Here is a 25,778-nt window from a genome sequence, read left to right on the forward strand (position 1 = left end):
ACCTCTGCAAAAATTCCTGTACAGGTTTAAGGGGCTGTACAACTAATTGCATCATAGGTTTGATGCTGTACAAGTCAAATTATTTGTACAGGTTTTTGCGGCCAGATTATTTCCAGCCCATTTTCCAGCAGTCGGGGTTTTGCAGGGTTTGCCACGCCATACGCTCAGTGCGAAGGGTCATGACAGCCTGCAGTTCGATTTCCAGTACCGTGTTTTCCTCGTCACGAAACAGTTCCGTGACGAGAAAGTGTTTTTCTTTGTTTTGCGGGGACGTGGCTGTCCATTTCGACAGCAGCAGCTTGGCCGGGTTGATGCGATTCATTGCAGGTGCTCGATCAAACGTCGCGCCGCTTCCTGGCCGCTGAGCCACGCGCCTTCGACTCGACCGGACAGGCACCAGTCGCCGCACACATACAGGCCCAGGTCGGCGTCGGCGAGTACGCCAAACTCATGGGCGTTGGCCGGTCGCGCATAGAGCCAGCGGTGCGCCAGGCTGAACGACGGCGCGGGCATGGCGCTGTGCAGCAGCTCGGCGAAAGCGCCGTGCAGGTGTTCGATCACGGCCTCCTTGGACAGGTCCAGGTGCGCCTTGCTCCAGGTGCTGGTGGCGTGCAGTACCCACGTGTCCAGAGCGGTGTCGCGTCCGGGCTTGCTGCGGTTGCGCGCCAGCCAGTCGAGCGGGCTGTCTTGCACGAAGCAGCCCTCCATGGGCGTTTCCAGCGGTTTGTCGAAGGCCAGCGCGATGGCCCAGGTGGGGTCCATTTTCACCCCGGCGGCGGCACTCGCCAGTTTCGGCGCGGCGGCCAGCAGCGTGGTGGCCTGCGGCGCCGGCGTGGCAATGACCACATGGCTGAAGGGCCCGTGATGCCCGCCGTCGGCATCGAGCAGGTTCCAATGTTGCGTGCCTTGGAATACGTCGGTGATGCGGCAGCCGAACTCGACCGGCAGGTCGTCGAGCAGGGCGCGGGTGATGGCGCTCATGCGCGGCGTGCCGACCCAGCGGATTTGCTCATCGGGAGAGGGTGTGAGTTGGCCGGATTTGAAATTGTACAGCTGGGGCTTCCATTGCTCGGCCCAGCCGTTGCTTTGCCAGCGTTGCACCTCGTTGACGAAGCGCCGGTCGCGGGCAGTGAAATATTGCGCGCCCATGTCGAGTGCGCCGGCATCACTGCGCTTGCTGGACATGCGGCCACCACTGCCGCGGCTTTTATCGAAAAGTTGTACGACGTGCCCGGCTTCTTGTAACGCTCGGGCGGCGGAGAGACCGGCGATGCCGGTACCGATGATCGCGATGGGGACAGTCATGGGAGGCCTCGTTTACCGTTGGGTACAGACTACGCCGACACCAATAGCTGTACAATATCGTTTTTTGGTATAAGTTTTTGCGTACCTGATCGTGTGGCGTGACCTATGGTTAAAGCTAAGGCTAAAACCAACGTTACGCCCGATTATTAAATTGATCCCTGCTTATTAAAATAGACCAGTGATCGGCGGCGAACGTTACATGAGGAGTGTCCCATGCATATTTTGCTGACCGGCGGTACCGGTTTGATCGGTCGCCAGCTCTGCCAACACTGGCTCGCCCAGGGCCATCGCCTGACGGTCTGGAGCCGCCGCCCCGAAACAGTCGCCAGGCTCTGCGGTGCCCAGGTGCTTGGCATCGGCGAGCTGCGCGAAGTGATCGGGACGGTGGATGCGGTGGTCAACCTCGCCGGCGCGCCGATTGCCGACCGCCCCTGGACGCACAAACGCAAGGCGTTGTTGTGGAGCAGCCGTATCGGGCTCACCGAAACCCTGTTGGCATGGCTGGAAGGCCTTGCACAGAAACCGGCGGTTTTGATCTCCGGTTCTGCGGTGGGTTGGTACGGCGACGGCGGCGAGCGTGAATTGACCGAAGCCAGCGGCCCGGTTCTGGACGATTTCCCCAGCCAGCTCTGCATCGCCTGGGAAGAAACCGCCCAGCGCGCCGAAGCCCTGGGGATGCGTGTGGTGATGGTGCGTACCGGCCTGGTGCTGGCGGCCGAGGGCGGCTTTTTGTCGCGGCTGTTGCTGCCGTTCAAACTGGCGCTGGGCGGGCCGATAGGCACGGGTCGGCAGTGGATGCCGTGGGTGCATATCAAGGATCAAATCGCCCTGATTGATTTTCTTCTGCACAAGGATGATGCCAGCGGTCCTTATAATGCCTGCGCGCCACACCCGGTGCGTAACCGCGAGTTCGCCAGGACCCTGGGCCAGGTGTTGCACCGCCCCGCGTTCATGCCCATGCCGGCGTTTGCGCTGAAGGTTGGCTTGGGGGAGTTGTCCGGTTTATTGCTGGGCGGGCAGAAGGCGGTGCCCGAGCGCTTGCTGGCCGCCGGTTTCACTTTCCAGTTCACTGAGTTGCGTGCGGCCTTGGACGACTTGTCCAGCCGCCTCTAGCCATAGGATGTTGCATGACGGATCACGCGTTGTTACTGGTCAACCTGGGTTCACCGGCGTCCACTTCGGTGGCCGATGTACGCAGCTACCTGAATCAGTTTTTGATGGACCCTTACGTGATTGACCTGCCATGGCCGGTGCGGCGCCTGCTGGTGTCGCTGATTCTGATCAAGCGCCCCGAGCAGTCGGCCCATGCCTATGCATCGATCTGGTGGGACGAGGGCTCGCCGCTGGTGGTGCTCAGTCGCCGCTTGCAACAGCAGATGACCACTCGATGGACCCAGGGGCCCGTGGAGTTGGCGATGCGTTACGGCGAGCCGTCGCTGGAAACCACGCTCACCCGCCTGGCCGCACAGGGTATTCAGAAAGTCACCTTGGCGCCGTTGTATCCGCAATTTGCCGACAGCACCGTGACCACGGTGATCGAAGAGGCGCGCCGCGTGGTGCAAGAGAAAAAACTGCCTGTGCAGTTCTCGATCCTGCAGCCGTTCTACGACCAGCCGGAATACCTCGATGCCCTGGCGGCGAGCGCACGGTCGTACGTCGAGCAGGATTACGATCATTTGCTGCTGAGTTTCCACGGCTTGCCCGAGCGCCATCTGACGAAGCTCGACCCGACCGGCCAGCATTGTTTCAAGGACGCCGACTGCTGCAAGAACGCCTCTGCCGAGGTGCTTGCCAAATGCTACCGGGCGCAATGCTTCAGCGTTGCGCGTGACGTTGCCAAGCGTCTGGGCTTGCCGGACGGTAAATGGTCGGTGGCCTTCCAATCGCGCCTGGGCCGTGCGAAGTGGATCGAACCCTACACCGAGGCGCGCCTGGACGCACTGGCTCGGCAAGGCGTGAAAAAGCTGCTGGTAATGTGCCCGGCGTTTGTTGCCGACTGCATCGAGACCCTGGAGGAAATCGGCGATCGTGGTCGTGAGCAGTTCCGTGAGGCGGGGGGCGAGGAGTTGGTGTTGGTGCCGTGCTTGAATGATGACCCGCAGTGGGCGGTGGCGCTCAATACGCTGTGTGAAAGAGCGCCTCTTTCACTGTAATTGAGCCTGGCGCCCCTCCCACATTTTTGATCCGTGTTACAGATTGAGGGTCAGGCTGACCGTGAAGTTGCGCGGTTCACCGGGGTTGACCCAGTAATTGCTGTAGGACCGCTCGTAGTATTTTTCATCAAACAGGTTGTTGAGGTTCAGGCCCACGGTCACGTTTTCGGTGGCCTTGTAATGAGCCAGTAAGTCCACGGTGTGGTAGGCCGGCAGTTCAAAGCTGCCGCCTGCTTCGCCCGAGCGGTCGCCCACATAGGTGAACGCCGCGCCCAGGTCTGAACCGCGCAACGCGCCATCCTGGAATTCATACACGCCCAACAGACTGCCGCTGCGCTTGGCCACGCCGAGGATGCGGCTGCCCGTTGGAATGGTTTTGTCCCCCTTGGTCACTTCGGCGTCGATGTAGGCGAAGGCGCCGATCACACGTACTGCGTCGGTGAGTTGCCCGGTCAGTTGCAGGTCAACGCCCTGGCTGCGCGCCTTGCCCATGGCACGGTTGGTGTTGGTGGCGGGATCCAGCGCCAGTACGTTTTCCTTTTCGATATGGAACGCGGCGAGGGTGGTGCTGAGGCGGTCGTCGAACAGCTCGCTCTTGATCCCCACCTCATAACCCACGCCTTCTTCGGGCTTGAAGGTGTTGCCGGTCGCGTCCAGGCCACTGTTGGGCTTGAACGAGGTCGAGGCATTGGCGAACACGCCGATTTCGGGCGTGAGCTGGTAAAGCAAGCCGGCGCGCTGGGTGAGGGCGTCGTGGGTTTGTCGGCTCTTGGCGTGGTTGCGGGTGAAATCGTCGGTGCTTTGTTCGAAATGCTCCAGGCGCGCGCCGACCATGCCACGCAGGCGCTCGGTGAAGACAATCTGGTCCTGCAGGTTCAGCGCGTGGCTTTTGGTCTGTTCGAAGAAGTCGGTGCCGGAGCGCGCGCCGTTGGGCTTGGGCTGGCCATAGACTGGGTTGTAGAGGTCAATGGGGTAGCTGCCCGCGATCGCGGTTACGCGTTCCTTCTTGCGGTAATCCTCGTATTCGGTACCCACCAGCAGTTCGTGCTGCCAACTGCCGATATCAAACAGGCCGCGCAGTTCCAGTTGCGTGATGCTGTCATGCCAGCCCGTGGAGCGTTCGCGGTAGCGGCGGTTGAGGGTGTGGCCGTCTGCGTTCAGTGCACGGTTTTCCGAAGCGTCGCCCCACAGGCTGCCCTGTTTGTAGTGGCTGGCCAGGCGCAGTTTCCAGGCGTCGTTAAGGTGATGTTCCAGCGTGGCCTGGATGCGGTTGTTGTGGTTGTCGATGTCGCCGTCGTTGGGTTCGCCAAGGAAGGTGGAGCGGGATACGCCGGGGGCGTCGACGATGCCGCGATCAAAGGTGGAGCTGTGGCGCACGAATTCGCTTTCCACCAGCAGGTGAGTGTCCGGGTCCAGTTGCCAACTGAACGAGGGCGCGACGAACACACGTTTGCTCTGCACGTGATCGCGGAAGCTGTGGTTGTCTTCCACGGCCAGGTTGACCCGTGACAGCACATTGCCCTCGGCGTCCAGCGGTGTGTTGACGTCGAGGGCGGTGCGATAGCGGTCCCAGCTACCGGCACTGGTTTGCAGGGTGGTGAAGGCTTGCGGCTGGGGCTTCTTGGTGACGATATTCACCGTGCCGCCCGGATCGCCACGCCCATACAGGCTGGCGGCGGGGCCTTTGAGCACTTCGATGCGCTCGATATTGGCCGCATCCGGCGTGCTCGGGTAGCCCCGGTTGGCGCTGAAACCGTCCTGGTAGAATTCCGAGGTGGTGAAGCCACGCACGCTGTATTCGTAGAGTGTCAGGCCGCCGAAGTTGTTTTGCTTGGACACGCCGCCGGCAAATTCCAGGGCGCGTTCTACATTGGTACTGCCCAGGTCCTTGAGTACCGTGGCGGGAATCACGCTGATGGATTGTGGGATATCGCGCAGAGCCGTGTCGGTTTTTGTCGCGCTGGCCGAGCGGGTGGCGCGGTAGCCGTTGACCGGGCCTGTCGCGGACTCATAAGCGTCGGAGGTGACGCTGATGGTATCGAGTTCCAGGGTGTTTTCTTCGGCGAAGGCGGGGTCCAGCAGCAAACCCAGGGCAAGGCCAGCCAAGGGGGCAATTCTTCGAGACGGCATGATAGAGCGTTCCAATGTCGATATTGAAACAATATAACATGTCTAATGAGAATGAATTGCCTTGAAATATCAGGTGCCCGCACAGGAGCACCTGGAACCGCGGCTTATTCCTCTTCTTTCACCGGTGCCGGCGGCGGACGCAGGCCGATTTCCGCTGACAATTTGATCTCTTTACCGTTGCGCATCACCAGGATCGCCACCTTGTCGCTTGGCTTGATCCGTGCCACCTGGTTCATTGATTTGCGTCCGTCGCCGGCCGGTTCGCCGTTGATGTTGAGGATCACATCCCCCAGTTGCAGACCGGCTTTCTGCGCCGGACCGTCGCGGAAGATCCCTGCGACCACGATGCCAGGACGCCCGGTCAGGCCAAACGACTCGGCCAATTCCTTGGTCAACGGCTGGACTTCGATCCCCAGCCAGCCGCGAATCACCTGGCCGTGCTCGATGATCGACTTCATCACCTCCATCGCCAGCTTCACCGGGATGGCAAAACCGATGCCCTGGGAGCCGCCTGACTTGGAAAAAATCGCCGTATTGATGCCGGTCAGGTTGCCATTGGCATCCACCAGCGCGCCGCCGGAGTTGCCGGGGTTGATCGCGGCGTCGGTCTGGATGAAATCTTCGTAGCTATTTAGCCCCAGCTGATTACGCCCGGTGGCGCTGATGATGCCCATGGTGACGGTCTGGCCCACGCCAAACGGGTTGCCGATGGCCAGCGCCACGTCACCTACCCGCAAGCCATCGGAGCGGCCGAGGGTAATGGATGGCAGGTTCTTCAAGTCGATTTTCAACACGGCCAGGTCGGTTTCCGGATCGCTGCCCACCACGCGGGCCAGGGTTTCGCGGCCGTCGCGCAGGGCCACCACGATCTGGTCGGCGCCGGTGGTTACGTGGTTGTTGGTGAGGATGTAGCCTTCAGGGCTCATGATCACGCCGGAACCCAGGCTGGACTCCATGCGTCGCTGCTTGGGACCGTTGTCGCCGAAATAGCGGCGGAACTGCGGGTCTTCAAACAACGGGTGCGCCGGTTTGTTGATAACTTTGGTGGTGTACAGGTTGACCACGGCCGGCGCGGCGATGACCACCGCATCCGCGTAGGTCACCGGGCCTTGTACCACCGTAGTGGTTTGCGGGGCCTGTTGCAGGTATACATCAAGGCTTGGTAAGCCCACCCACTGTGGGAAACGCTGAATAATCAGCATCGCGATCAGCACGCCAGCCAACAATGGCCATCCAAAAAAACGCAGTGCCTTGAGCATCAAGTAAGTCCTGACAGGTTGCAGGGGGCGGGAGAGCGCCCATAATGTCGCGCATTATACGAGGCTGCGAGCACCTCGGAACCGGATATTTAGGAGTCTTTTATGGCCGTCCCCCTGACCACCCTCGTTGAGGAAGCGGACCGCTACCTCGCCAGCGCAAAAATTGCCGATTATTGCCCCAATGGCCTGCAGGTCGAAGGTCGTCCGCAGGTGATGCGCATCGTCAGCGGCGTGACCGCAAGCCAGGCCCTGCTGGACGCCGCTGTCGAAGCCGAGGCCGATCTGATCCTGGTGCACCATGGCTATTTCTGGAAAGGCGAAAACCCCTGCATCACCGGCATGAAGCAACGCCGCCTGAAAACGTTGCTCAAGCACGACATCAGTTTGCTGGCCTACCACCTGCCGCTGGACCTGCACCCCGACGTCGGCAATAACGTGCAACTGGCCCGCCAATTGGATATCACCGTCGAAGGCCCGCTGGACCCAGGCAACCCCAAGATCGTCGGCCTGGTCGGCTCGCTCGCCGAGCCCCTGTCGCCGCGCGATTTTGCCCGCCGTGTACAGGACGTCATGGGGCGTGAGCCGCTGTTGATCGAAGGCAGCGAGATGATCCGCCGCGTCGGCTGGTGCACCGGCGGTGGCCAGGGTTATATCGACGACGCGATTGCCGCCGGCGTCGACCTGTTCCTCAGTGGTGAAGCCTCCGAGCAAACCTTCCACAGCGCCCGCGAAAATGACATCAGCTTTATCGCCGCCGGCCATCACGCTACCGAGCGCTACGGCGTGCAGGCGCTGGGCGATTACCTGGCGCGGCGCTTTGCCCTGGAGCATTTATTCATCGACTGCCCCAACCCGATCTAATTAACCCCAATCTGGGAGGGGGCTTGCCTGCATTGCAGGCCAAACTCAGGGGCATATTCATATACCGTTTCGATCTAGCCAGCTCCCTGAATAGAAGCAGGTGCTGTGCTAGCATGCCCCGCTCGAACACGGCCCGCTTGGCCGTCCATAAGATCGTTTTTCCGTGAGTAACCATGGTCGACAAACTGACGCATCTGAAACAGCTGGAGGCGGAAAGCATCCACATCATCCGCGAGGTCGCCGCCGAGTTCGACAACCCGGTGATGCTCTACTCGATCGGTAAAGACTCCGCCGTGATGCTGCATCTGGCACGCAAGGCCTTCTTCCCGGGCAAGTTGCCATTCCCGGTGATGCACGTCGACACCCGCTGGAAATTCCAGGAGATGTACAAGTTCCGCGACAAAATGGTCGAAGAGCTGGGCCTGGACCTGATAACCCACATCAACCCCGATGGCGTGGCGCAGAACATCAACCCGTTCACCCACGGCAGCGCCAAGCACACCGACATCATGAAGACCGAAGGCCTCAAGCAGGCCTTGGACAAGCATGGTTTCGACGCCGCCTTCGGCGGTGCCCGTCGCGATGAAGAGAAGTCCCGCGCCAAAGAGCGCGTGTACTCGTTCCGTGACAGCAAACACCGCTGGGACCCGAAGAACCAGCGCCCGGAGCTGTGGAACGTCTACAACGGCAACGTCAACAAGGGTGAGTCGATCCGTGTGTTCCCGCTGTCCAACTGGACAGAGCTGGACATCTGGCAGTACATCTACCTCGAAGGCATCCCGATTGTGCCGCTGTACTTTGCCGCCGAGCGCGATGTGATCGAGAAGAACGGCACGTTGATCATGATCGACGACGACCGCATCCTCGAACACCTGTCCGACGAAGACAAAGCCCGTATCGTCAAAAAGAAAGTACGTTTCCGCACCCTTGGCTGCTACCCATTGACGGGCGCGGTGGAGTCCGAAGCCGAGACGCTGACGGACATCATTCAGGAAATGCTCCTGACGCGAACTTCCGAGCGCCAGGGCCGTGTCATCGACCACGATGGCGCAGGCTCGATGGAAGATAAAAAACGTCAAGGCTATTTCTAAGGGGCTGTCATGTCGCACGTATCTGATTTGATCAGCGAGGACATCCTCGCCTACCTGGGCCAGCACGAGCGCAAAGAGATGTTGCGCTTTCTGACCTGCGGCAATGTCGACGACGGCAAGAGCACCCTGATCGGGCGCCTGCTGCACGACTCCAAGATGATCTACGAAGATCACCTGGAAGCCATCACCCGTGATTCGAAAAAATCCGGCACCACGGGCGATGATATCGACCTGGCGTTGCTGGTCGACGGCCTGCAGGCCGAGCGTGAGCAGGGCATTACCATTGATGTTGCCTACCGCTACTTCTCCACCGCCAAGCGCAAATTCATCATCGCCGACACCCCCGGCCATGAGCAGTACACCCGTAACATGGCCACCGGTGCGTCCACCTGTGACCTGGCGATCATCCTGATCGACGCCCGCTACGGCGTGCAGACCCAGACCCGTCGCCACAGCTATATCGCCTCGTTGCTGGGCATCAAGCACATCGTGATTGCCGTCAACAAGATGGACATCAATGGCTTCGACCAAAGCGTGTTCGAGTCGATCAAGGCCGATTACCTGAAGTTCGCCGAAGGCATCGCCTTCAAGCCGAGCACCATGGCGTTCGTGCCGATGTCGGCGCTCAAGGGCGACAACGTGGTGAACAAGAGCGAGCGTTCGCCTTGGTACACCGGCCAGTCGCTGATGGAGATCCTCGAAACCGTCGAGATCGCCAACGACCGCAACTACACCGACCTGCGTTTCCCAGTGCAGTACGTCAACCGTCCGAACCTGAACTTCCGTGGTTTTGCCGGCACCCTGGCCAGCGGCATCGTGCACAAGGGCGACGAAGTCGTGGTATTGCCGTCGGGCAAGAGCAGCCGCGTCAAATCCATCGTCACCTTCGACGGTGAGCTGGAGCACGCCGGCCCAGGCCAGGCCGTGACCCTGACCATGGAAGACGAGATCGACATCTCCCGTGGCGACCTGCTGGTACATGCCGACAACGTGCCGCAGGTGACCGACGCCTTTGACGCCATGCTGGTGTGGATGGCCGAAGAACCGATGTTGCCGGGCAAGAAATACGACATCAAGCGCGCCACCAGCTACGTGCCGGGCTCCATCACCAGCATCGTGCATCGCGTGGACGTGAACACCCTGGCCGAAGGTCCGGCGAGTTCGCTGCAGTTGAACGAGATCGGCCGGGTCAAGGTCAGCCTCGACGCCGCCATCGCCCTGGACGGTTATGACAGCAACCGCACCACCGGTGCGTTTATCGTCATCGACCGTTTGACCAATGGCACCGTGGCCGCCGGTATGATCATCGCGTCGCCAGTGTCCCATGGCAGTGCGGCGCATCACGGCCAGTTGGCCCATGTCGCCACCGAGGAGCGCGCCCAGCGTTTCGGTCAGCAGCCGGCCACCGTGTTGTTCAGTGGTTTGTCGGGTGCCGGCAAGAGCACCCTGGCCTATGCGGTTGAGCGCAAGCTGTTCGACATGGGCCGCGCGGTGTTCGTCCTGGATGGCCAGAACCTGCGTCACGACCTGAACAAAGGCTTGGCCCAGGACCGTGCCGGCCGCACCGAGAACTGGCGTCGTGCGGCTCACGTCGCGCGTCAGTTCAACGAAGCGGGCCTGCTGACCCTGGCCGCGTTCGTCGCCCCGGATGCCGAAGGCCGTGAGCAGGCCAAGGCGCTGATTGGTGCCGATCGTCTGCTGACCGTGTATGTGCAGGCGTCGCCGCTGGTGTGTGCCGAGCGTGATCCGCAAGGTCTGTACGCTGCCGGCGGGGATAACATTCCGGGTGAATCCTTCCCGTACGACGTGCCGTTGAATGCCGATCTGGTAATCGACACCCAGGCCCTGTCGCTGGAAGAAAGCGTCAAGCAAGTGCTGGAGCTGTTGCGTCAGCGCGGCGCGATCTAAAGCGCGCTGCAGTCAAATGTGGGAGGGGGCTTGCTCCCGATGGCGGTGTGTCAGTCAAAAGATGCAGTGACTGACACTCAGCAATCGGGGGCAAGCCCCCTCCCACATTTTGATCATCTTTTGTCTGGGAATTCGGTGTGAAGCTGATCCAGCAACGCATCCTTTGCTTCCCACAGCTGGTTGATCCAGCCCTGGAACGCCAACCGATACTCCCCATCCTGCTCATAGTTCTTGCCGATAAACTCAGCCGGAATCTGCACCTCTTCAAACTGCACCACCACGTCCTTCACCTTGCCGCAGAGCAAATCCCAATACCCTGGACGTCCGCCGGGGTAGTGAATGGTCACGTTCACCAGTGATTTGAGCTGCTCCCCCATGGCATCCAGCACAAACGCGATACCGCCGGCCTTTGGCTTGAGCAGATAACGGAACGGCGAGTTCTGTTGGGCGTGCTTACCCGGCGTAAACCGCGTGCCTTCGGCAAAGTTAAAGATGCCTACCGGGTTGTCGCGAAACTTCGCACAGGTCTTGCGCGTAGTTTCCAGGTCCTTGCCCTTCTTCTCCGGGTGCTTCTCCAGGTAGGCCTTGGTGTAGCGCTTCATGAACGGAAAGCCCAGCGCCCACCAGGCCAGGCCAATCACCGGGACCCAGATCAGCTCCTGCTTGAGAAAGAACTTCAGCGGGCGAATACGGCGGTTGAGCACGTATTGCAGCACCATGATGTCGACCCAGCTCTGGTGGTTGCTGGTCACCAGGTATGAGTGCTGATAGTCCAGGCCCTCAAGGCCTTTGAGGTGCCAGCGAGTGCGTTGCACCAGGTTCATCCAGCCTTTGTTGTTGGTCACCCAGGCTTCGTGAGTGTGATTCATCAGCCATTCGCTGAAGCGTTTGGCAAACGGCAGCGCCTTGAACAGCGCGACGATAAACAGGAACGAACACAACAGGATCGTGTTCAGCGCCAACAACAGCGATGCGATTACCCCGCGCACGGCGGCAGGTAGAAAATCCAGCATTTAGATATCCATAGGTCGGTTGGCGGCTTGGATCGCGGTCAGGGCGATGGTGTACACGATGTCGTCCACCTGCGCGCCGCGCGGCAGGTCGTTGACCGGTTTGCGCAGCCCCTGGAGCATCGGCCCCAGGCTTACGCAATCGGCGCTGCGTTGCACGGCTTTGTGGGTGGTGTTGCCGGTGTTCAGGTCGGGGAACACGAACACCGTGGCCTTGCCGGCGACCAGGCTGTTGGGGGCCAACTGCCGCGCCACATGTTCGTTGGCGGCGGCGTCATATTGCAGCGGGCCGTCGATCAGCAGCGAGCTTTGCTGTTCATGGGCGAGCAGGGTGGCTTCGCGGACTTTCTCCACTTCCTCGCCACTGGCCGAATCGCCGCTGGAATAGCTGATCATCGCCACGCGCGGGGTGATGCCGAACGCCGACGCCGAATCGGCGCTTTGCAGGGCGATTTCCGCGAGCTCCGCGGCGCTCGGGTGCGGGTTCATCACGCAGTCGCCATACACCAGCACCTGCTCGGGGAACAGCATGAAGAACACCGACGACACCAGCGTGCAGCCCGGCGCCGTTTTAATCAGTTGCAGGGCTGGGCGGATGGTATTGGCGGTGGAGTGGATAACCCCGGACACCAGACCGTCGACTTCATCCAGCGCGAGCATCATGGTGGCGATCACCACGGTGTCTTCCAGTTGCTGCTCGGCCATCGGCGCGTTGAGGCTCTTGCTCTTGCGCAGCGCCACCATTGGCTCGACATAGCGCTGGCGGATCAGGTCCGGGTCGAGGATTTCCAGGCCTTCAGGCAACTCGATGCCCTGAGCGCGGGCCACCGCTTGCACATCCTCGGGTTTGGCCAGCAGCACACAACGGGCAATGCCCCGGGCCTGGCAGATGGCGGCAGCCTGTACGGTCAGCGGTTCGCTGCCTTCGGGCAGTACGATGCGTTTGTTGGCGGCCTGGGCGCGCTGGATCAACTGATAGCGGAACACCGCCGGCGACAGGCGCATTTCCCGTGGCGTGCCGCACCGCTGGTGCAGCCAGCGCGCGTCGAGGTGGCTGGCGACGAAATCGGTGATGATCTCGGCCCGCTCGCGGTCGTCGATCGGGATTTCCTTGTTCAGGTTGTTGAGCAGATTGGCGGTCTCGTAGGAGCCGGTGCTCACCGACAGAACCGGCAACCCAGCCTGGAACGCGCCGCGGCACAGCTCCATGATGCGCGGGTCGGGCAGGGTATCGCTGGTCAGCAGCAGGCCGGCCAGGGGGACGCCGTTGATTGCGGCCAGGCTGACGGCGAGGATGATGTCGTCGCGGTCGCCGGGAGTTACCACCAGCACGCCGGGCTTGAGCAGCTCCACAGTGTTGCGCATGGTGCGCGCGCAGATGATGATTTTGGTCATGCGCCGGGTTTCATAGTCGCCGGCGTTGAGGATCTGCGCGCTCATCAGGTCGGCCACGTCGCGGGTGCGTGGCGCATTGAGTTCCGGTTGGTAGGGAATACAGCCGAGCAGGCGGAAATCCCCACTGCGCAACAGCGGCGAATGTTCTTTAAGGCGCGCCGAGAAGGCTTCCATGCTCTCTTCGGTGCGCACCTTGTTAAGGATCACGCCGAGGACTTTCGGATCTTTAGGGCCGCCGAACAGTTGCGCCTGCAATTCCACGCGGCCGGAGAGTTCGGTGAGCACTTCGTTTTCCGGCGCCGAGACCAGGATCACCTCGGCGTCCAGGCTCTTGGCCAAGTGCAGGTTGACCCGTGCCGCATAGCTGGCGCTGCGCGTCGGCACCATGCCTTCGACGATCAGCACATCCTTGCCCACCGCGGCCTGCTGATACAGCGTGATGATTTCTTCGAGCAATTCGTCGAGCTGGCCGTCGCCGAGCATCCGCTCGACATGGGCCAGGCCCAAGGGCTGCGGCGGTTTGAGGCCGTGGGTGCGTGCCACCAGTTCGGTGGAGCGTTCGGGGCCGGTGTCGCCGGGGTGCGGCTGGGCAATCGGCTTGAAAAAGCCGACTTTCAGCCCGGCCCGCTCAAGGGTACGCACCAGCCCAAGGCTGATGGAGGTCAGGCCCACACCAAAATCGGTGGGCGCGATAAAAAAAGTCTGCATGCGAATTCTCTTGAGGTGCATGGCTTCGGTGGCGCTCTATGGCTGAGTGCCTACCGGGAATCAAGCGCCAAGGTTATCGTTATTCGGCCCCTGCGCACACCAGCCACAGGCAAAGGGTTGGCCTATTTTTTCCAGGCGCTGCGCGGGGTCGAGCACCCAGGCGCGCGATTGCCAGGGCGGCTGGTGGCGCAGGTGCTGGGTATGACCGCAAGACAGCTCGGCTACCCAATGAAGGTCGTCGTCCTGATGGAAGCCGGTGATCGTCGAGACCGTTGGTCGGTCCCGTTTGTCCGGGTTCTGTTCGCTTTCGGGCAAATCCTTGTTTAGACTTGTCCGTTCTTCATTCTTATGCAAAAGGTCTCGCCCCATGACGATCGCCGCTAACAAGGCTGTCTCCATCGACTATACCCTGACCAACGACGCTGGTGAGGTCATCGACAGCTCAGCCGGCGGCGCGCCGCTGGTCTACCTGCAAGGCGCAGGTAACATCATCCCAGGCCTGGAAAAGGCGCTGGAAGGCAAAGCAGTCGGTGATGAACTGACCGTTGCCGTAGAACCTGAAGATGCCTACGGCGAATACTCCGCCGAACTGGTCAGCACCCTGAGCCGTAGCATGTTCGAAGGTGTTGATGAGCTGGAAGTGGGCATGCAGTTCCACGCTTCGGCGCCGGACGGCCAAATGCAGATCGTCACCATCCGCGATCTGGACGGCGACGACGTGACGGTCGACGGCAACCACCCGCTGGCGGGTCAGCGCCTGAACTTCCAAGTGAAGATCGTGGCCATCCGCGACGCCTCCCAGGAAGAAGTGGCTCACGGCCACGTCCATGGCGAAGGCGGTCACCACCATTGATTGATATTTTGATCAGGTGGTAGCAAAAACGCCCCGACTGGTTCGGGGCGTTTTTTTATCTGAAATTCACCGCATTCCAGAAAACAAAAATGCCCCGGACCTTTCGGTACGGGGCATTTCTTAACTGTTTCACAACCTGGGTTGCGTTGCAGTTGTTACCACTTAGGCTGCAGCAGCAACGTTCAGAGCCTTGATGTGGCCATTCAGGCGGCTCTTATGGCGAGCGGCCTTGTTCTTGTGGATGATGCCTTTATCGGCCATACGGTCGATAACAGGCACAGCCAGAACGTAAGCTGCTTGAGCTTTTTCAGCGTCTTTGGTGTCGATGGCTTTAACTACATTCTTGATGTAGGTACGAACCATGGAACGCAGGCTGGCGTTGTGGCTGCGACGCTTCTCAGCCTGTTTTGCACGTTTTTTGGCGGAAGGTGTGTTGGCCACCGTCGAGCTCCTCGAAAGACTTTTTAGGAAATAGCAAACAAAATAGGCCGCGAATCATGCCGATGACTTGACGGGTTGTCAAGGGCGGCTGATGCGAACTGCTGAGTGGTCGATCTGAAGAGGCGGGTGATTTATTTCCGGCGCTTGACCTGTAAACTCGCGAGCTTTGGCTCTGTGCTGTTGCAGGCGCGCAGTATCGCATAAGTGGGCGCTTAGTTCGCCTGCTGTTTATCTATAGGCGCAAACTCTTTCAATGAATCTGCTCAAATCGTTGGCCGCCGTCAGCTCTATCACGATGATCTCCCGGGTTTTGGGATTTGTGCGTGACACCCTGCTGGCGCGCATCTTTGGGGCCAGTATGGCCACGGATGCCTTCTTTATTGCCTTTAAATTGCCCAACCTGCTGCGGCGGATTTTTGCCGAGGGGGCGTTCTCCCAGGCTTTCGTACCGATCCTGGCGGAATACAAAACCCAGCAGGGCGAGGAGGCGACCCGCACCTTTATTGCCTACGTCTCGGGCCTGCTTACCCTGGTGCTGATGCTGGTGACGATTGCCGGCATGCTCGCGGCGCCCTGGGTTATCTGGGCCACGGCGCCCGGTTTTGCCAACACCCCGGAAAAATTCGCGCTGACCACAGACCTGTTGCGCGTAACCTTTCCTTATATATTGCTGATCTCGCTGTCGTCCCTGGCCGGGGCCATCCTCAACACCTGGAACCGTTTTTCGGTGCCGGCGTTCGTGCCGACCTTGCTTAACGTCAGCATGATCATCTTTGCGCTGTTCCTCACGCCGTATTTCGATCCGCCGGTGATGGCCCTGGGCTGGGCCGTGCTGGCCGGTGGCCTGGCGCAATTGCTCTACCAACTGCCGCACCTGAAAAAGATCGGCATGCTGGTGCTGCCGCGCCTGAACCTCAAGGACACCGGCGTGTGGCGCGTGATGCGCAATATGCTGCCGGCGATCCTGGGCGTGTCGGTCAGTCAGATATCCCTGATCATCAACACTGCGTTCGCCTCGTTACTGGTGTCGGGCTCGGTGTCGTGGATGTACTACGCCGACCGTCTGATGGAGCTGCCGTCCGGCGTGCTCGGCGTGGCTCTCGGCACGATTCTGCTGCCGACCCTGGCGCGCACCTACGCCAGCAAGGATCGCCAGGAATACTCACGCATCCTTGATTGGGGCCTGCGGCTGTGCTTCGTCCTGGTATTGCCCTGTGCTTTGGCCCTGGGAATCCTCGCCGAGCCGCTGACAGTGTCGCTGTTTCAGTATGGACAATTCGACGCCCATGACGCCCTGATGACCCAGCATGCGCTGGTCGCCTATTCCGTCGGTCTGCTCGGCATTATCGTGATCAAGGTGCTGGCGCCAGGGTTCTATGCGCAGCAGAACATCCGTACGCCGGTGAAAATCGCGATCTTCACTCTGATCGTCACGCAACTGCTCAACCTGGTGTTTATCGGCCCGCTGGCCCACGCCGGTCTGGCCCTGGCGATCAGCGCCGGTGCCTGCATCAACGCCGGCCTGCTGTTTTATCAACTGCGCAAACAGCAGATGTTCCAGCCGCAGCCGGGTTGGGGGGTATTTGCCCTCAAGCTGCTGGTGGCGGTGGCAATGATGTCGGCGGTATTGCTCGGCCTGATGCATGTGATGCCGGCCTGGAGCGAGGGCCGTATGCTGGAGCGCTTCATGCGCCTGGGCGTGCTGGTCGTCGCTGGCGTGGTGGTGTACTTCGGGATGTTGCTGCTGCAGGGTTTCCGCCTGCGGGATTTCAATCGCAAGTCGCTGAGTTAGAGAGTTTGCCGCGATAAAGCGGCTGTTTTATCGATTCGATCCATTTGCCCTGCGCTGTTGCCTGTCGTCCGGGGCCGGGTGTGGTTATAATCGACCACTTTATGAGCAAGAAGCGCGTTATGCAGCTGGTTCGAGGTCTCCACAACCTGCGCCCCGAGCATCGGGGCTGCGTCGCCACTATTGGCAACTTTGACGGTGTTCACCGTGGCCACCAGGCTATCCTGGCCCGGCTGCGCGAGCGTGCGGTCGAGTTGGGCGTGCCCAGCTGCGTGGTGATTTTTGAGCCTCAGCCGCGGGAGTATTTCGCCCCCGAAACGGCGCCGGCCCGGTTGGCCCGCTTGCGGGACAAACTGCAACTGCTGGCTGAAGAAGGTGTGGACCGCGTCCTCTGCCTGGCTTTCAACCAGCGTTTGCAGAGCCTCAGCGCCGCCGAGTTCGTCGACCGTATCCTGGTGGATGGCCTGGGCGTACAACACCTGGAGGTCGGCGACGACTTCCGTTTTGGTTGCGACCGGGTCGGGGATTTCGAATTCCTGCAACACGCGGGTATTGCACAGGGCTTCACCGTCGAAGCCGCGCAAACCGTCGAACTCGATGGCCTGCGCGTGAGCAGTACCCAGGTGCGTAACGCCCTGGCCGCTGCCGACTTCGCCTTGGCCGAGCGTTTGCTCGGCCGCCCCTTCCGCATTGCCGGTCGGGTCCTGCACGGCCAGAAGCTGGCGCGCCAACTGGGCACGCCAACCGCCAATGTGCAACTCAAGCGCCGTCGTGTGCCGCTGACCGGCGTTTATCTGGTGAGCGTCGACATCGACGGCCAATCGTGGCCGGGAGTCGCCAATATAGGCGTCAGACCCACGGTTGCGGGTGATGGCAAGGCCCACCTGGAAGTTCACCTTTTGGATTTTGCCGGTGATTTATACGACCGGCGTTTGACGGTGGTTTTCCACCAAAAGCTGCGTGAAGAGCAGCGTTTCGCCTCCCTCGAGGCGTTGAAAACGGCGATCAATGCGGATGTCGCCGCCGCCCGTGCACTAGCCGCACCTAGCGCCCATCGCTAACCGAAGAGCCTTAAATGACCGACTATAAAGCCACGCTAAACCTTCCGGACACCGCCTTCCCAATGAAGGCCGGCCTGCCACAGCGCGAACCGCAGATCCTGCAGCGCTGGGACAGTATTGGCCTGTACGGAAAGTTGCGCGAAATTGGCAAGGATCGTCCGAAATTCGTCCTGCACGACGGCCCTCCTTATGCCAACGGCACGATTCACATCGGTCATGCGCTGAACAAAATTCTCAAGGACATGATTCTGCGTTCCAAGACCCTGTCGGGTTTCGACGCACCGTATGTCCCGGGTTGGGACTGCCACGGCCTGCCGATCGAACATAAGGTCGAAGTGACCTACGGCAAGAACCTGGGCGCCGATAAAACCCGCGAGCTGTGCCGTGCCTACGCCACCGAGCAGATCGAAGGGCAGAAGTCCGAGTTCATCCGCCTGGGTGTGCTGGGTGACTGGGACAATCCGTACAAGACCATGAACTTCAAGAACGAGGCCGGTGAAATCCGCGCCTTGGCCGAAATCGTCAAGGGTGGTTTCGTGTTCAAGGGCCTCAAGCCCGTGAACTGGTGCTTCGACTGCGGCTCGGCCCTGGCTGAAGCGGAAGTCGAGTACGAAGAGAAGAAATCCTCGACCATCGATGTGGCCTTCCCGGTGGCCGACGAGGCCAAGCTGGCCCAGGCATTCGGCCTGGCCAGCCTGAGCAAACCGGCGGCTATCGTGATCTGGACCACCACCCCGTGGACCATCCCGGCCAACCAGGCGCTGAACGTGCACCCTGAGTTCACCTACGCCCTGGTGGACGTCGGCGACCGTCTGTTGGTGCTGGCCGAAGAAATGGTTGAGTCGTGCCTGGCCCGTTACGAGCTGCAAGGTTCGGTGATCGCCACCACCACTGGCTCGGCGCTGGAGCTGATCAATTTCCGTCACCCGTTCTATGACCGCCTGTCGCCGGTGTACCTGGCCGACTACGTCGAGTTGGGCTCGGGCACCGGTGTGGTTCACTGCTCGCCGGCCTACGGCGTCGACGACTTCGTGATCTGCAAAAAGTACGGCCTGGTCAACGATGACATCATCAATCCGGTCCAGAGCAACGGCGTCTACGTGCCGTCTTTGGAGTTCTTTGGCGGCCAGTTCATCTTCAAGGCCGACCCGGCAATCATCGACAAGCTGAGCGAAGTCGGCGCGTTGATGCAGACCGCTACCATCAAGCACAGCTATATGCACTGCTGGCGCCACAAGACCCCGCTGATCTACCGCGCCACCGCGCAGTGGTTCATCGGCATGGACAAAGAGCCGACCAGCGGCGACACCCTGCGCGTGCGCTCGCTCAAAGCCATCGAAGACACCCAGTTCGTCCCGGCCTGGGGCCAGGCGCGCCTGCATTCGATGATCGCCAACCGCCCGGACTGGTGCATCTCCCGCCAGCGTAACTGGGGCGTGCCGATCCCGTTCTTCCTCAACAAGGAAAGCGGCGAGCTGCACCCGCGCACCGTCGAGCTGATGGAAGTTGTGGCCCAGCGCGTTGAACAGGAGGGTATCGAAGCCTGGTTCAAGCTGGACGCCGCCGAACTGCTGGGCGACGAAGCGCCGCAGTACGACAAGATCAGCGACACCCTGGACGTGTGGTTCGACTCGGGCACCACCCACTGGCACGTGCTGCGTGGTTCGCACCCGATGGGCCACGAGAGCGGTCCGCGCGCCGACCTGTACCTGGAAGGCTCCGACCAGCACCGTGGCTGGTTCCACTCCTCGTTGCTGACCGGTTGCGCCATCGACGACCACGCCCCGTACCGCGAACTGCTGACTCACGGCTTCACCGTCGACGAGACGGGCCGCAAGATGTCCAAGTCGCTGAAGAACGTGATCGAACCGAAAAAAATCAACGACACCCTGGGCGCCGACATCATGCGCCTGTGGGTGGCATCGACCGACTACTCGGGTGAAATCGCCGTGTCGGACCAGATCCTGGCCCGCAGCGCCGATGCCTACCGCCGTATTCGTAATACCGCGCGTTTCCTGCTGTCGAACCTGACCGGTTTCAACCCGGCCACCGACCTCCTGCCGGCCGAGGACATGCTCGCCCTGGACCGTTGGGCCGTGGACCGTACCCTGTTGCTGCAGCGCGAGTTGCAGGAACACTACGGCGAATACCGTTTCTGGAACGTGTACTCGAAGATCCACAACTTCTGCGTGCAGGAGTTGGGTGGTTTCTACCTGGACATCATCAAGGACCGCCAGTACACCACCGCCGCCAACAGCAAGGCGCGTCGTTCGGCGCAGACCGCGCTGTACCACATCAGCGAAGCGCTGGTACGCTGGATCGCACCGATCCTGGCGTTCACCGCCGACGAACTGTGGGAATACCTGCCGGGCGAGCGCAACGAATCGGTGATGCTCAACACCTGGTATGAAGGCCTGACCGAACTGCCGGCCGACTTCGAACTGGGCCGCGAATACTGGGAAGGCGTGATGGCCGTTAAAGTCGCGGTGAACAAGGAGCTGGAGGTTCAACGTGCGGCCAAGGCCGTGGGTGGCAACCTGCAAGCCGAAGTCACCTTGTTTGCCGAAGAAAGCCTGACCGCTGACCTGTCCAAGCTGAGCAACGAACTGCGCTTCGTGCTGATCACCTCCACTGCGAGCCTGGCCCCATTCGCCCAGGCCCCGGCGGACGCCGTGGCCACTGAAGTGCCGGGTCTCAAGCTCAAAGTGGTCAAGTCGGCCTTCCCCAAGTGCGCCCGTTGCTGGCACTGCCGTGAAGATGTCGGCGTGAACCCGGAACACCCGGAAATCTGCGGTCGTTGCGTCGACAACATCAGCGGTGAAGGCGAGGTTCGCCACTATGCCTAATGCAGCCAGTCGTTTCGGACGTCTGGGCTGGCTCGTACTGAGCGTGCTGGTCCTGGTCATTGACCAGGTCAGCAAGGCTCACTTCGAAGGCTCCCTGGAAATGTTCCAGCAAATCGTGGTGATCCCGGATTACTTCAGCTGGACCCTGGCCTACAACACCGGCGCCGCCTTCAGCTTTCTCGCCGATGGCGGTGGCTGGCAGCGTTGGTTGTTCGCGGTTATCGCGCTGGTGGTCAGCGCGATACTGGTGGTCTGGCTCAAGCGTCTTGGGCGCGATGACACCTGGCTGGCGATCGCCCTGGCCCTGGTGCTGGGCGGCGCGCTGGGTAACCTGTACGACCGCATTGCCCTGGGCCATGTGATCGACTTTATCCTGGTGCATTGGCAGAACCGTCATTATTTCCCCGCGTTCAACTTTGCCGACAGTGCCATCACCGTCGGTGCAATCATGCTGGCGCTGGACATGTTCAAAAGTAAGAAAACCGGAGAGACCGTCAATGACTGATCAGGTATTGGCTGAGCAACGCATCGGCCAGAACACGGAAGTCACTTTGCATTTCGCACTGCGCCTGGAAAATGGCGACACGGTCGACAGCACGTTCGACAAAGCCCCGGCGACCTTCAGGGTCGGCGACGGCAACCTGCTGCCGGGTTTCGAAGCGGCATTGTTCGGTTTCAAGGCCGGCGACAAGCGCACCTTGCAGATCCTGCCGGAAAACGCCTTTGGCCAGCCCAACCCGCAAAACGTACAGATCATCCCGCGTTCGCAGTTCCAGAACATGGACCTGTCGGAAGGCCTGCTGGTGATTTTCAACGATGCGGCGAATACTGAATTGCCTGGCGTGGTGAAAGCATTTGATGACGCGCAAGTGACCATCGACTTCAACCATCCGTTGGCCGGTAAAACCTTGACGTTTGACGTTGAAATCATCGACGTTAAAGCGCTCTGACTGACGACGCACAATTAAAAGTGTGGGAGGGGCGGTGCGACGTCAATGTTGCACCGCCCCTCCCACCTTTGATCTTAATTATCAGTTGAGTAGCGTCAATCCTGATCCATAGTAGCTGCGAGACACGAGGCACAGCATGCAAATCAAACTCGCCAACCCCCGTGGCTTCTGCGCCGGCGTGGACCGGGCGATCGAAATCGTCAATCGCGCCCTGGAAGTCTTCGGGCCGCCGATTTACGTGCGTCATGAGGTCGTCCACAACAAGTTCGTGGTCGAAGACCTGCGCGCACGTGGTGCCATCTTCGTCGAAGAGCTCGATCAGGTGCCCGACGACGTAATCGTTATCTTCAGCGCCCACGGCGTGTCCCAGGCTGTGCGTACCGAAGCGGCAGGCCGTGGCCTGAAAGTCTTCGATGCAACCTGCCCGCTGGTCACCAAGGTGCATATCGAGGTCGCCCGCTACAGCCGCGACGGCCGCGAGTGCATCCTGATCGGCCATGCCGGCCACCCGGAAGTGGAAGGCACCATGGGCCAGTACGACGCCAGTAATGGCGGCGCGATTTATCTGGTGGAAGACGAAAAAGACGTCGCCGCCCTGCAGGTGCGCAACCCCGAACGCCTGGCCTTCGTGACGCAGACCACCTTGTCCATGGACGACACCAGCCGTGTGATCGACGCCCTGCGCACGCGCTTCCCGGCCATCGGTGGGCCGCGCAAGGATGACATCTGCTATGCCACCCAAAACCGCCAGGATGCAGTCAAGCAACTGGCCGACGAGTGCGATGTGGTGCTGGTGGTCGGTAGCCCCAACAGCTCCAACTCCAACCGACTGCGCGAATTAGCCGAGCGTATGGCGACACCGGCATACCTGATCGACGGTGCAGAAGACCTGCAGCGCGGTTGGTTCGACGGCGTCGAGCGTATCGGCATTACCGCCGGTGCCTCGGCCCCGGAAGTGTTGGTGCGTGGTGTTATCCAGCAACTGCACGCCTGGGGCGCGACCGGCGCTGATGAGTTGGCTGGGCGTGAAGAGAACATTACTTTCTCCATGCCCAAGGAGCTGCGGGTGCGCTCGCTGCTCTGACGGCCACGGTGCCGTCGCCGCGGCACAATGCCTGCTCAGCTCTATCGCTGCGCAGGCTGATGCGCCCGCTGGGTGCCAGCACCACCTGGTGCAGACTCTGCGCCGAATCTACTGTGCACACGTGCAAGGTGCCCGCACGGAACCCCCCGCCTGCAAATACCGGTTCGCCCAACCCGCTGAAGCGTACCTGGCGCTTGACCGGTCCGTTGCCGACTATCGGGATGCGCCCGTTGTCCTGATGCTCCAGCAGCACCGGATTGTCTTCGTCCAGAGGGCCGCGCCCGCTGATATCCACGATCACCCGCCAGCCCCGGCTCCAATCGTCGTGCCGGGCATGGATCACCACCGCCCGATTGCGCGCAATGGCTTCAGTACGTGCCAGGCGAAGGCCGTTCGCCAATGAGTGTGCTGCGCTGTACCGCTGCTGTGACTCCAGCAAACCCTTGAAACTGGGCACTGCCAAGTGCGCGAGGATGCCGCTTACGAGTAGCCCGAGCAGCAGTTCGATCAGGGTAAAACCACGTTGTCGCATGGGCCGTCCCTCCGTGGACGTGAGTCAATATTCAGTACAGCCCTAGGTATAGCGTCCAGCCGCTGGCGCCGAGTGATGGCATTTATGTCCAAAGTATTTCCCTTTGTTCCGCCGACGGCACGGCTGGAAAACCGCCGCTAGTCTTGGGTCGCACGGCAGAATTTACCTGCTTCTTTTTGGCCTTCGACATGGATGGCGACGATAATGCTTGACGGCCTGAACCTGTTTTCCCTGCGCACTTTCCCTCGGCTTCAAGGCGGCATGACGCTGATTGAAGTGCTGGTGGCGGTGCTGATCCTTGCCATCGGCCTGTTGGGCGCTGCGGTGATCCAGCTCAATGCGCTCAAATACACCGACAGCTCAAGAATGACCAGCCAGGCCAGTTTTATCGCCTACGACATGCTCGACCGAATCCGCGCCAACGCCGGGGCCGATTACTCATGGAGACGGGGCGAACGCGCGCCGGCCGATAGCGCCGCCGCCAGCGTGCGCGACCTGGACTTGCATGATTTCGAGACCAATATCCTGGGCTTTGCCGGAGAGAGCGCCAAGGGCACGGTGGCGATCAGCGCTGACGAGGTGACCGTCAGCATCAGTTGGGATGACAGCCGAGGTACCAACAGGCCTGGCGCGCGGGAAACCTTCGCCCTCACCAGCCGTATCGGCGATCAGTCGCAGGTGGGGCAGTGAGAAGCACAAATCGAGGTTTCAGCCTGGTGGAGCTGCTGCTGGCCCTGGCTGTCGGGCTGTTGCTGGTACTGGGGATCGGCCAGGTGTTGATCAGCTCGCGGGCGACCCATGCCAGCCAGCAAGCCGCCATGTTATTGCAGGATGACGCGCGGTTCGTGCTGGGCAAGATGATCCGGGACATTCGCCAGGCGGGCATGTTTGGCTGCCTGGCCACGGCGTTTATCGAGAATGCCCCGGCGGCGTTCGAACGGCCGATTGGTTGGACTGCCGCTGGCAGTGCGACGTCGCTGACGCTGATAACCGCCGATCGGGGTGAAGGTGGCGACAAGCCCGACTGGACGGTGTTGTCCGATTGCGTCGGTACGGCTCAAGCCTATGCCGGGAACGCACCTGCACCTGCGCCTGGGCAGATTCGTTTTGCCGTACGTCAGCTCACTTACACCTTTGAGACGGGCCAGTTGAAGGTCAGCACGCCTGCCGCGCCGGCCAAGGCGGTGTTGGTGGATAACGTGCGGGCATTCGACATCAGTTTTGGCATGGCCGCCAAAATGGATTCCATGCAGGTCGTGCGCTATGACAGTCGCCCGGCCAACGAGGCCCTGATACGCAGCGTGCGCATCCGCATGACGTTGCAGGACCCGGCAGATCGGGTAAAGGATCAAACCTACAGCGTCGTGGCGGCGCTACGAAACCGTTTGGGGTAGGGCGTCCATGAAGTTTTTCAATAATTTGCATTCGTTGCAGAGGGGGATGGCACTGCTGATCAGTCTGGTGTTTCTGCTGCTGTTATCACTGCTCGGGCTGTCGTCGATGCAAGGCGCCGTGGCGCAGCAAAAGAACAGCGGCAGCTTCTGGCATCGTAACCAGTCACTTCAGGCGGCAGAAAGCGGTTTGAGGCGGGGGGAGGGGGACGCGCAGCGAGCGGGGGGCGCATGGCCGCAATGTTCGTCAATTGTGGCCTGTGCGCCGCCGCCGGAAGCGTTTTCGGTGACTGGCGCCGGGACGGACCCTGTTTCGACGGTTGCCTGGTTTGCCTTCAAGGGCGGCGTCTACGCCGTGCAATCCCTGGGCGCTGGCGTCGGGGTGGCGAATCTGCCGCCGCGCGTTTCTGCGAGGTTGTACCGGGTGACGGCGGTCGGGCTCAGTGGTCAATCGCGTACGGTGCTGGAGAGCCTGTATGCGCAGGTGGAGGAGGATGGTCCGCGTTTTCGACGGGTGTCATGGCGGCAACTTCAATAAGGAGCAATGGGATGGGCAGGGACAGCCAGGGTTTCACCCTGATCGAGCTATTGATCGCCGTGGCGATCATCACGGTGTTGGCCGCGGTTATTTACCCCGGTTATACCGGCCAGGTAAAAAAAGCTTATCGCGCAGAAATTGTCGCCCTTCTGTTGGAGCAGGCCCAGCATCTGGAGCGGTTTTATACGAGGAACGGCACTTTTATTGATGCAGGCAACGTCAGTACTGGCAATGATCGCTATAGAATCACCGTTGCATTGAACCCTTTGGATTTCCTCCTGGTGGCGACACCGGTCGCTGGATCCATGATGGTTGGCGACCCCTGTGGTGACTTCAGCCTGACCAGTACCGGTGCGCGGGAGAATCCGGGTGCGGCGCCTGAAATGTCGCGCCGCACGTGCTGGGGGCAATGATGAGGATGCTCGATCATTGGGCGCCGGGTGCGCTTGTTCCTTTTTATCGACTGGATCGAA

25 protein-coding genes are annotated in these 25,778 nt (G+C 60.8%); 16 read left to right on the forward strand and 9 right to left on the reverse strand.

Going from position 1 to position 25,778, the window contains the following annotated elements; translation table 11 throughout:
- Positions 1-106 precede the first annotated feature (106 nt).
- Both PSH66_RS03910 and PSH66_RS03915 read right to left on the reverse strand, forming a co-directional pair.
- Positions 107-322, reverse strand: a complete 216-nt coding sequence (locus tag PSH66_RS03910; RefSeq protein ID WP_003171629.1) for a TIGR02450 family Trp-rich protein — start codon at positions 320-322, stop codon at positions 107-109.
- Positions 319-1,305, reverse strand: a complete 987-nt coding sequence (locus PSH66_RS03915; protein ID WP_003171630.1) for an NAD(P)/FAD-dependent oxidoreductase — start codon at positions 1,303-1,305, stop codon at positions 319-321. Before PSH66_RS03915 ends, PSH66_RS03910 begins: the two co-directional genes overlap by 4 nt.
- Before the next feature lie 213 nt (positions 1,306-1,518).
- Between PSH66_RS03915 and PSH66_RS03920 the strand changes: the two genes are divergently transcribed.
- Complete coding sequence (locus PSH66_RS03920; RefSeq protein ID WP_003171632.1) at positions 1,519-2,418, forward strand: TIGR01777 family oxidoreductase; 900 nt, start codon at positions 1,519-1,521, stop codon at positions 2,416-2,418.
- Positions 2,419-2,432: 14 nt separating this feature from the next.
- Positions 2,433-3,458, forward strand: coding sequence for a ferrochelatase (hemH, locus tag PSH66_RS03925; RefSeq protein ID WP_003171634.1), 1,026 nt, complete (start codon positions 2,433-2,435; stop codon positions 3,456-3,458).
- Positions 3,459-3,494: 36 nt separating this feature from the next.
- Here the strand turns inward: hemH and PSH66_RS03930 are convergent, their stop codons facing one another.
- Positions 3,495-5,588: a TonB-dependent siderophore receptor gene (locus tag PSH66_RS03930; protein ID WP_305428402.1), complete on the reverse strand. Its 2,094-nt coding sequence runs from the start codon at positions 5,586-5,588 to the stop codon at positions 3,495-3,497.
- Between the two features lie 104 nt (positions 5,589-5,692).
- Positions 5,693-6,847 carry a Do family serine endopeptidase AlgW gene (algW, locus tag PSH66_RS03935; RefSeq protein ID WP_003171637.1) on the reverse strand — a complete coding sequence of 385 codons (1,155 nt, stop codon included), beginning with the start codon at positions 6,845-6,847 and terminating at the stop codon, positions 5,693-5,695.
- Positions 6,848-6,949: 102 nt separating this feature from the next.
- Here algW and PSH66_RS03940 point away from each other — a divergent pair, with 102 nt between their 5' ends.
- The 3 genes from PSH66_RS03940 (at position 6,950) to cysN (ending at position 10,707) form a co-directional block, all read left to right on the forward strand.
- Positions 6,950-7,708, forward strand: a complete 759-nt coding sequence (locus tag PSH66_RS03940) for a Nif3-like dinuclear metal center hexameric protein (RefSeq protein WP_003171638.1) — start codon at positions 6,950-6,952, stop codon at positions 7,706-7,708.
- A gap of 173 nt (positions 7,709-7,881) precedes the next feature.
- Complete coding sequence (gene cysD, locus PSH66_RS03945) at positions 7,882-8,799, forward strand: sulfate adenylyltransferase subunit CysD (protein WP_003171640.1); 918 nt, start codon at positions 7,882-7,884, stop codon at positions 8,797-8,799.
- Positions 8,800-8,808: 9 nt separating this feature from the next.
- Complete coding sequence (gene cysN, locus PSH66_RS03950) at positions 8,809-10,707, forward strand: sulfate adenylyltransferase subunit CysN (RefSeq protein ID WP_003171641.1); 1,899 nt, start codon at positions 8,809-8,811, stop codon at positions 10,705-10,707.
- Positions 10,708-10,820: 113 nt separating this feature from the next.
- Here cysN and PSH66_RS03955 read toward each other — a convergent pair whose 3' ends face one another.
- The 3 genes from PSH66_RS03955 to PSH66_RS03965 are packed head-to-tail and all read right to left on the reverse strand — an operon-like array spanning position 10,821 to position 14,219.
- Positions 10,821-11,720: an acyltransferase gene (locus tag PSH66_RS03955; protein ID WP_305428403.1), complete on the reverse strand. Its 900-nt coding sequence runs from the start codon at positions 11,718-11,720 to the stop codon at positions 10,821-10,823.
- Positions 11,721-13,820, reverse strand: coding sequence for a phosphate acetyltransferase (gene pta / locus PSH66_RS03960; RefSeq protein ID WP_003171643.1), 2,100 nt, complete (start codon positions 13,818-13,820; stop codon positions 11,721-11,723).
- Positions 13,821-13,880: 60 nt separating this feature from the next.
- A complete protein-coding gene (locus tag PSH66_RS03965; protein ID WP_078823208.1) occupies positions 13,881-14,219 on the reverse strand; it encodes a DUF3565 domain-containing protein in 339 nt (112 codons plus the stop codon).
- Here PSH66_RS03965 and PSH66_RS03970 point away from each other — a divergent pair.
- Entirely contained in the window at positions 14,188-14,673 is a 486-nt protein-coding gene (locus tag PSH66_RS03970; protein WP_003171645.1) for a peptidylprolyl isomerase, read from the forward strand. The genes PSH66_RS03965 and PSH66_RS03970 overlap by 32 nt on opposite strands.
- Before the next feature lie 162 nt (positions 14,674-14,835).
- On the opposite strand, the gene rpsT is transcribed toward PSH66_RS03970, so the two are convergent.
- Complete coding sequence (gene rpsT, locus PSH66_RS03975; protein WP_003171647.1) at positions 14,836-15,114, reverse strand: 30S ribosomal protein S20; 279 nt, start codon at positions 15,112-15,114, stop codon at positions 14,836-14,838.
- A 253-nt stretch (positions 15,115-15,367) separates the two neighbouring features.
- Between rpsT and murJ the strand changes: the two genes are divergently transcribed.
- From murJ to ispH, 6 genes are all read left to right on the forward strand, one after another.
- The gene (gene murJ, locus PSH66_RS03980) at positions 15,368-16,906 is read left to right on the forward strand and encodes a murein biosynthesis integral membrane protein MurJ (protein ID WP_305428404.1); all 1,539 of its coding nucleotides are present in this window, start codon (positions 15,368-15,370) and stop codon (positions 16,904-16,906) included.
- A gap of 119 nt (positions 16,907-17,025) precedes the next feature.
- Positions 17,026-17,964 carry a bifunctional riboflavin kinase/FAD synthetase gene (gene ribF / locus PSH66_RS03985; RefSeq protein ID WP_042944146.1) on the forward strand — a complete coding sequence of 313 codons (939 nt, stop codon included), beginning with the start codon at positions 17,026-17,028 and terminating at the stop codon, positions 17,962-17,964.
- Positions 17,965-17,978: 14 nt separating this feature from the next.
- Positions 17,979-20,810, forward strand: coding sequence for an isoleucine--tRNA ligase (gene ileS, locus PSH66_RS03990; RefSeq protein WP_141064329.1), 2,832 nt, complete (start codon positions 17,979-17,981; stop codon positions 20,808-20,810).
- Entirely contained in the window at positions 20,803-21,315 is a 513-nt protein-coding gene (gene lspA, locus PSH66_RS03995) for a signal peptidase II (protein ID WP_003171652.1), read from the forward strand. Before ileS ends, lspA begins: the two co-directional genes overlap by 8 nt.
- 7 nt (positions 21,316-21,322) lie before the next feature.
- Positions 21,323-21,760, forward strand: coding sequence for an FKBP-type peptidyl-prolyl cis-trans isomerase (fkpB, locus tag PSH66_RS04000; RefSeq protein ID WP_181408625.1), 438 nt, complete (start codon positions 21,323-21,325; stop codon positions 21,758-21,760).
- A 136-nt stretch (positions 21,761-21,896) separates the two neighbouring features.
- On the forward strand, positions 21,897-22,844 hold the full coding sequence (ispH, locus tag PSH66_RS04005; protein WP_003171655.1) for a 4-hydroxy-3-methylbut-2-enyl diphosphate reductase: 948 nt from the start codon (positions 21,897-21,899) through the stop codon (positions 22,842-22,844).
- Here ispH and PSH66_RS04010 read toward each other — a convergent pair.
- Positions 22,798-23,376, reverse strand: coding sequence for a GspH/FimT family protein (locus tag PSH66_RS04010; RefSeq protein WP_042944148.1), 579 nt, complete (start codon positions 23,374-23,376; stop codon positions 22,798-22,800). The two genes, ispH and PSH66_RS04010, sit on opposite strands and share 47 nt — an antisense overlap.
- Before the next feature lie 204 nt (positions 23,377-23,580).
- Here PSH66_RS04010 and pilV point away from each other — a divergent pair, with 204 nt between their 5' ends.
- Genes pilV through PSH66_RS04030 form a run of 4 tightly spaced genes read left to right on the forward strand, consistent with a single transcriptional unit; the run spans position 23,581 to position 25,718 of the window.
- Positions 23,581-24,066, forward strand: a complete 486-nt coding sequence (gene pilV, locus PSH66_RS04015) for a type IV pilus modification protein PilV (protein ID WP_003171658.1) — start codon at positions 23,581-23,583, stop codon at positions 24,064-24,066.
- Positions 24,063-24,770, forward strand: coding sequence for a PilW family protein (locus tag PSH66_RS04020; RefSeq protein ID WP_003171659.1), 708 nt, complete (start codon positions 24,063-24,065; stop codon positions 24,768-24,770). Before pilV ends, PSH66_RS04020 begins: the two co-directional genes overlap by 4 nt.
- Positions 24,771-24,777: 7 nt before the next feature.
- A complete protein-coding gene (locus PSH66_RS04025) occupies positions 24,778-25,305 on the forward strand; it encodes a PilX N-terminal domain-containing pilus assembly protein (RefSeq protein ID WP_141064332.1) in 528 nt (175 codons plus the stop codon).
- A gap of 11 nt (positions 25,306-25,316) precedes the next feature.
- Positions 25,317-25,718 (forward strand): type IV pilin protein, encoded by a 402-nt coding sequence (locus tag PSH66_RS04030; RefSeq protein WP_305428405.1) that lies wholly within the window; start codon positions 25,317-25,319, stop codon positions 25,716-25,718.
- The last annotated feature ends 60 nt before the right edge of the window (positions 25,719-25,778 follow it).

This window comes from Pseudomonas sp. FP597, assembly GCF_030687435.1.
Lineage (GTDB): Bacteria > Pseudomonadota > Gammaproteobacteria > Pseudomonadales > Pseudomonadaceae > Aquipseudomonas > Aquipseudomonas lactucae.

What these genes read in the sequence shown, in the direction of transcription:
- ribF (WP_042944146.1), top strand. Translation starts at nt 17,026, where the DNA reads ATGCAGCTGGTTCGAGGTCTCCACAACCTGCGCCCCGAGCATCGGGGC.
- PSH66_RS03955 (WP_305428403.1), bottom strand. Translation starts at nt 11,720, where the DNA reads ATGCTGGATTTTCTACCTGCCGCCGTGCGCGGGGTAATCGCATCGCTG.
- PSH66_RS03965 (WP_078823208.1), bottom strand. Translation starts at nt 14,219, where the DNA reads ATGGAGACAGCCTTGTTAGCGGCGATCGTCATGGGGCGAGACCTTTTG.
- PSH66_RS03915 (WP_003171630.1), bottom strand. Translation starts at nt 1,305, where the DNA reads ATGACTGTCCCCATCGCGATCATCGGTACCGGCATCGCCGGTCTCTCC.
- PSH66_RS04010 (WP_042944148.1), bottom strand. Translation starts at nt 23,376, where the DNA reads ATGCGACAACGTGGTTTTACCCTGATCGAACTGCTGCTCGGGCTACTC.
- PSH66_RS03940 (WP_003171638.1), top strand. Translation starts at nt 6,950, where the DNA reads ATGGCCGTCCCCCTGACCACCCTCGTTGAGGAAGCGGACCGCTACCTC.
- PSH66_RS03920 (WP_003171632.1), top strand. Translation starts at nt 1,519, where the DNA reads ATGCATATTTTGCTGACCGGCGGTACCGGTTTGATCGGTCGCCAGCTC.
- pta (WP_003171643.1), bottom strand. Translation starts at nt 13,820, where the DNA reads ATGCAGACTTTTTTTATCGCGCCCACCGATTTTGGTGTGGGCCTGACC.
- ispH (WP_003171655.1), top strand. Translation starts at nt 21,897, where the DNA reads ATGCAAATCAAACTCGCCAACCCCCGTGGCTTCTGCGCCGGCGTGGAC.
- algW (WP_003171637.1), bottom strand. Translation starts at nt 6,847, where the DNA reads ATGCTCAAGGCACTGCGTTTTTTTGGATGGCCATTGTTGGCTGGCGTG.
- lspA (WP_003171652.1), top strand. Translation starts at nt 20,803, where the DNA reads ATGCCTAATGCAGCCAGTCGTTTCGGACGTCTGGGCTGGCTCGTACTG.
- PSH66_RS04030 (WP_305428405.1), top strand. Translation starts at nt 25,317, where the DNA reads ATGGGCAGGGACAGCCAGGGTTTCACCCTGATCGAGCTATTGATCGCC.
- PSH66_RS04025 (WP_141064332.1), top strand. Translation starts at nt 24,778, where the DNA reads ATGAAGTTTTTCAATAATTTGCATTCGTTGCAGAGGGGGATGGCACTG.
- cysD (WP_003171640.1), top strand. Translation starts at nt 7,882, where the DNA reads ATGGTCGACAAACTGACGCATCTGAAACAGCTGGAGGCGGAAAGCATC.
- pilV (WP_003171658.1), top strand. Translation starts at nt 23,581, where the DNA reads ATGCTTGACGGCCTGAACCTGTTTTCCCTGCGCACTTTCCCTCGGCTT.
- PSH66_RS03970 (WP_003171645.1), top strand. Translation starts at nt 14,188, where the DNA reads ATGACGATCGCCGCTAACAAGGCTGTCTCCATCGACTATACCCTGACC.
- murJ (WP_305428404.1), top strand. Translation starts at nt 15,368, where the DNA reads ATGAATCTGCTCAAATCGTTGGCCGCCGTCAGCTCTATCACGATGATC.
- PSH66_RS03910 (WP_003171629.1), bottom strand. Translation starts at nt 322, where the DNA reads ATGAATCGCATCAACCCGGCCAAGCTGCTGCTGTCGAAATGGACAGCC.
- hemH (WP_003171634.1), top strand. Translation starts at nt 2,433, where the DNA reads ATGACGGATCACGCGTTGTTACTGGTCAACCTGGGTTCACCGGCGTCC.
- PSH66_RS03930 (WP_305428402.1), bottom strand. Translation starts at nt 5,588, where the DNA reads ATGCCGTCTCGAAGAATTGCCCCCTTGGCTGGCCTTGCCCTGGGTTTG.
- cysN (WP_003171641.1), top strand. Translation starts at nt 8,809, where the DNA reads ATGTCGCACGTATCTGATTTGATCAGCGAGGACATCCTCGCCTACCTG.
- ileS (WP_141064329.1), top strand. Translation starts at nt 17,979, where the DNA reads ATGACCGACTATAAAGCCACGCTAAACCTTCCGGACACCGCCTTCCCA.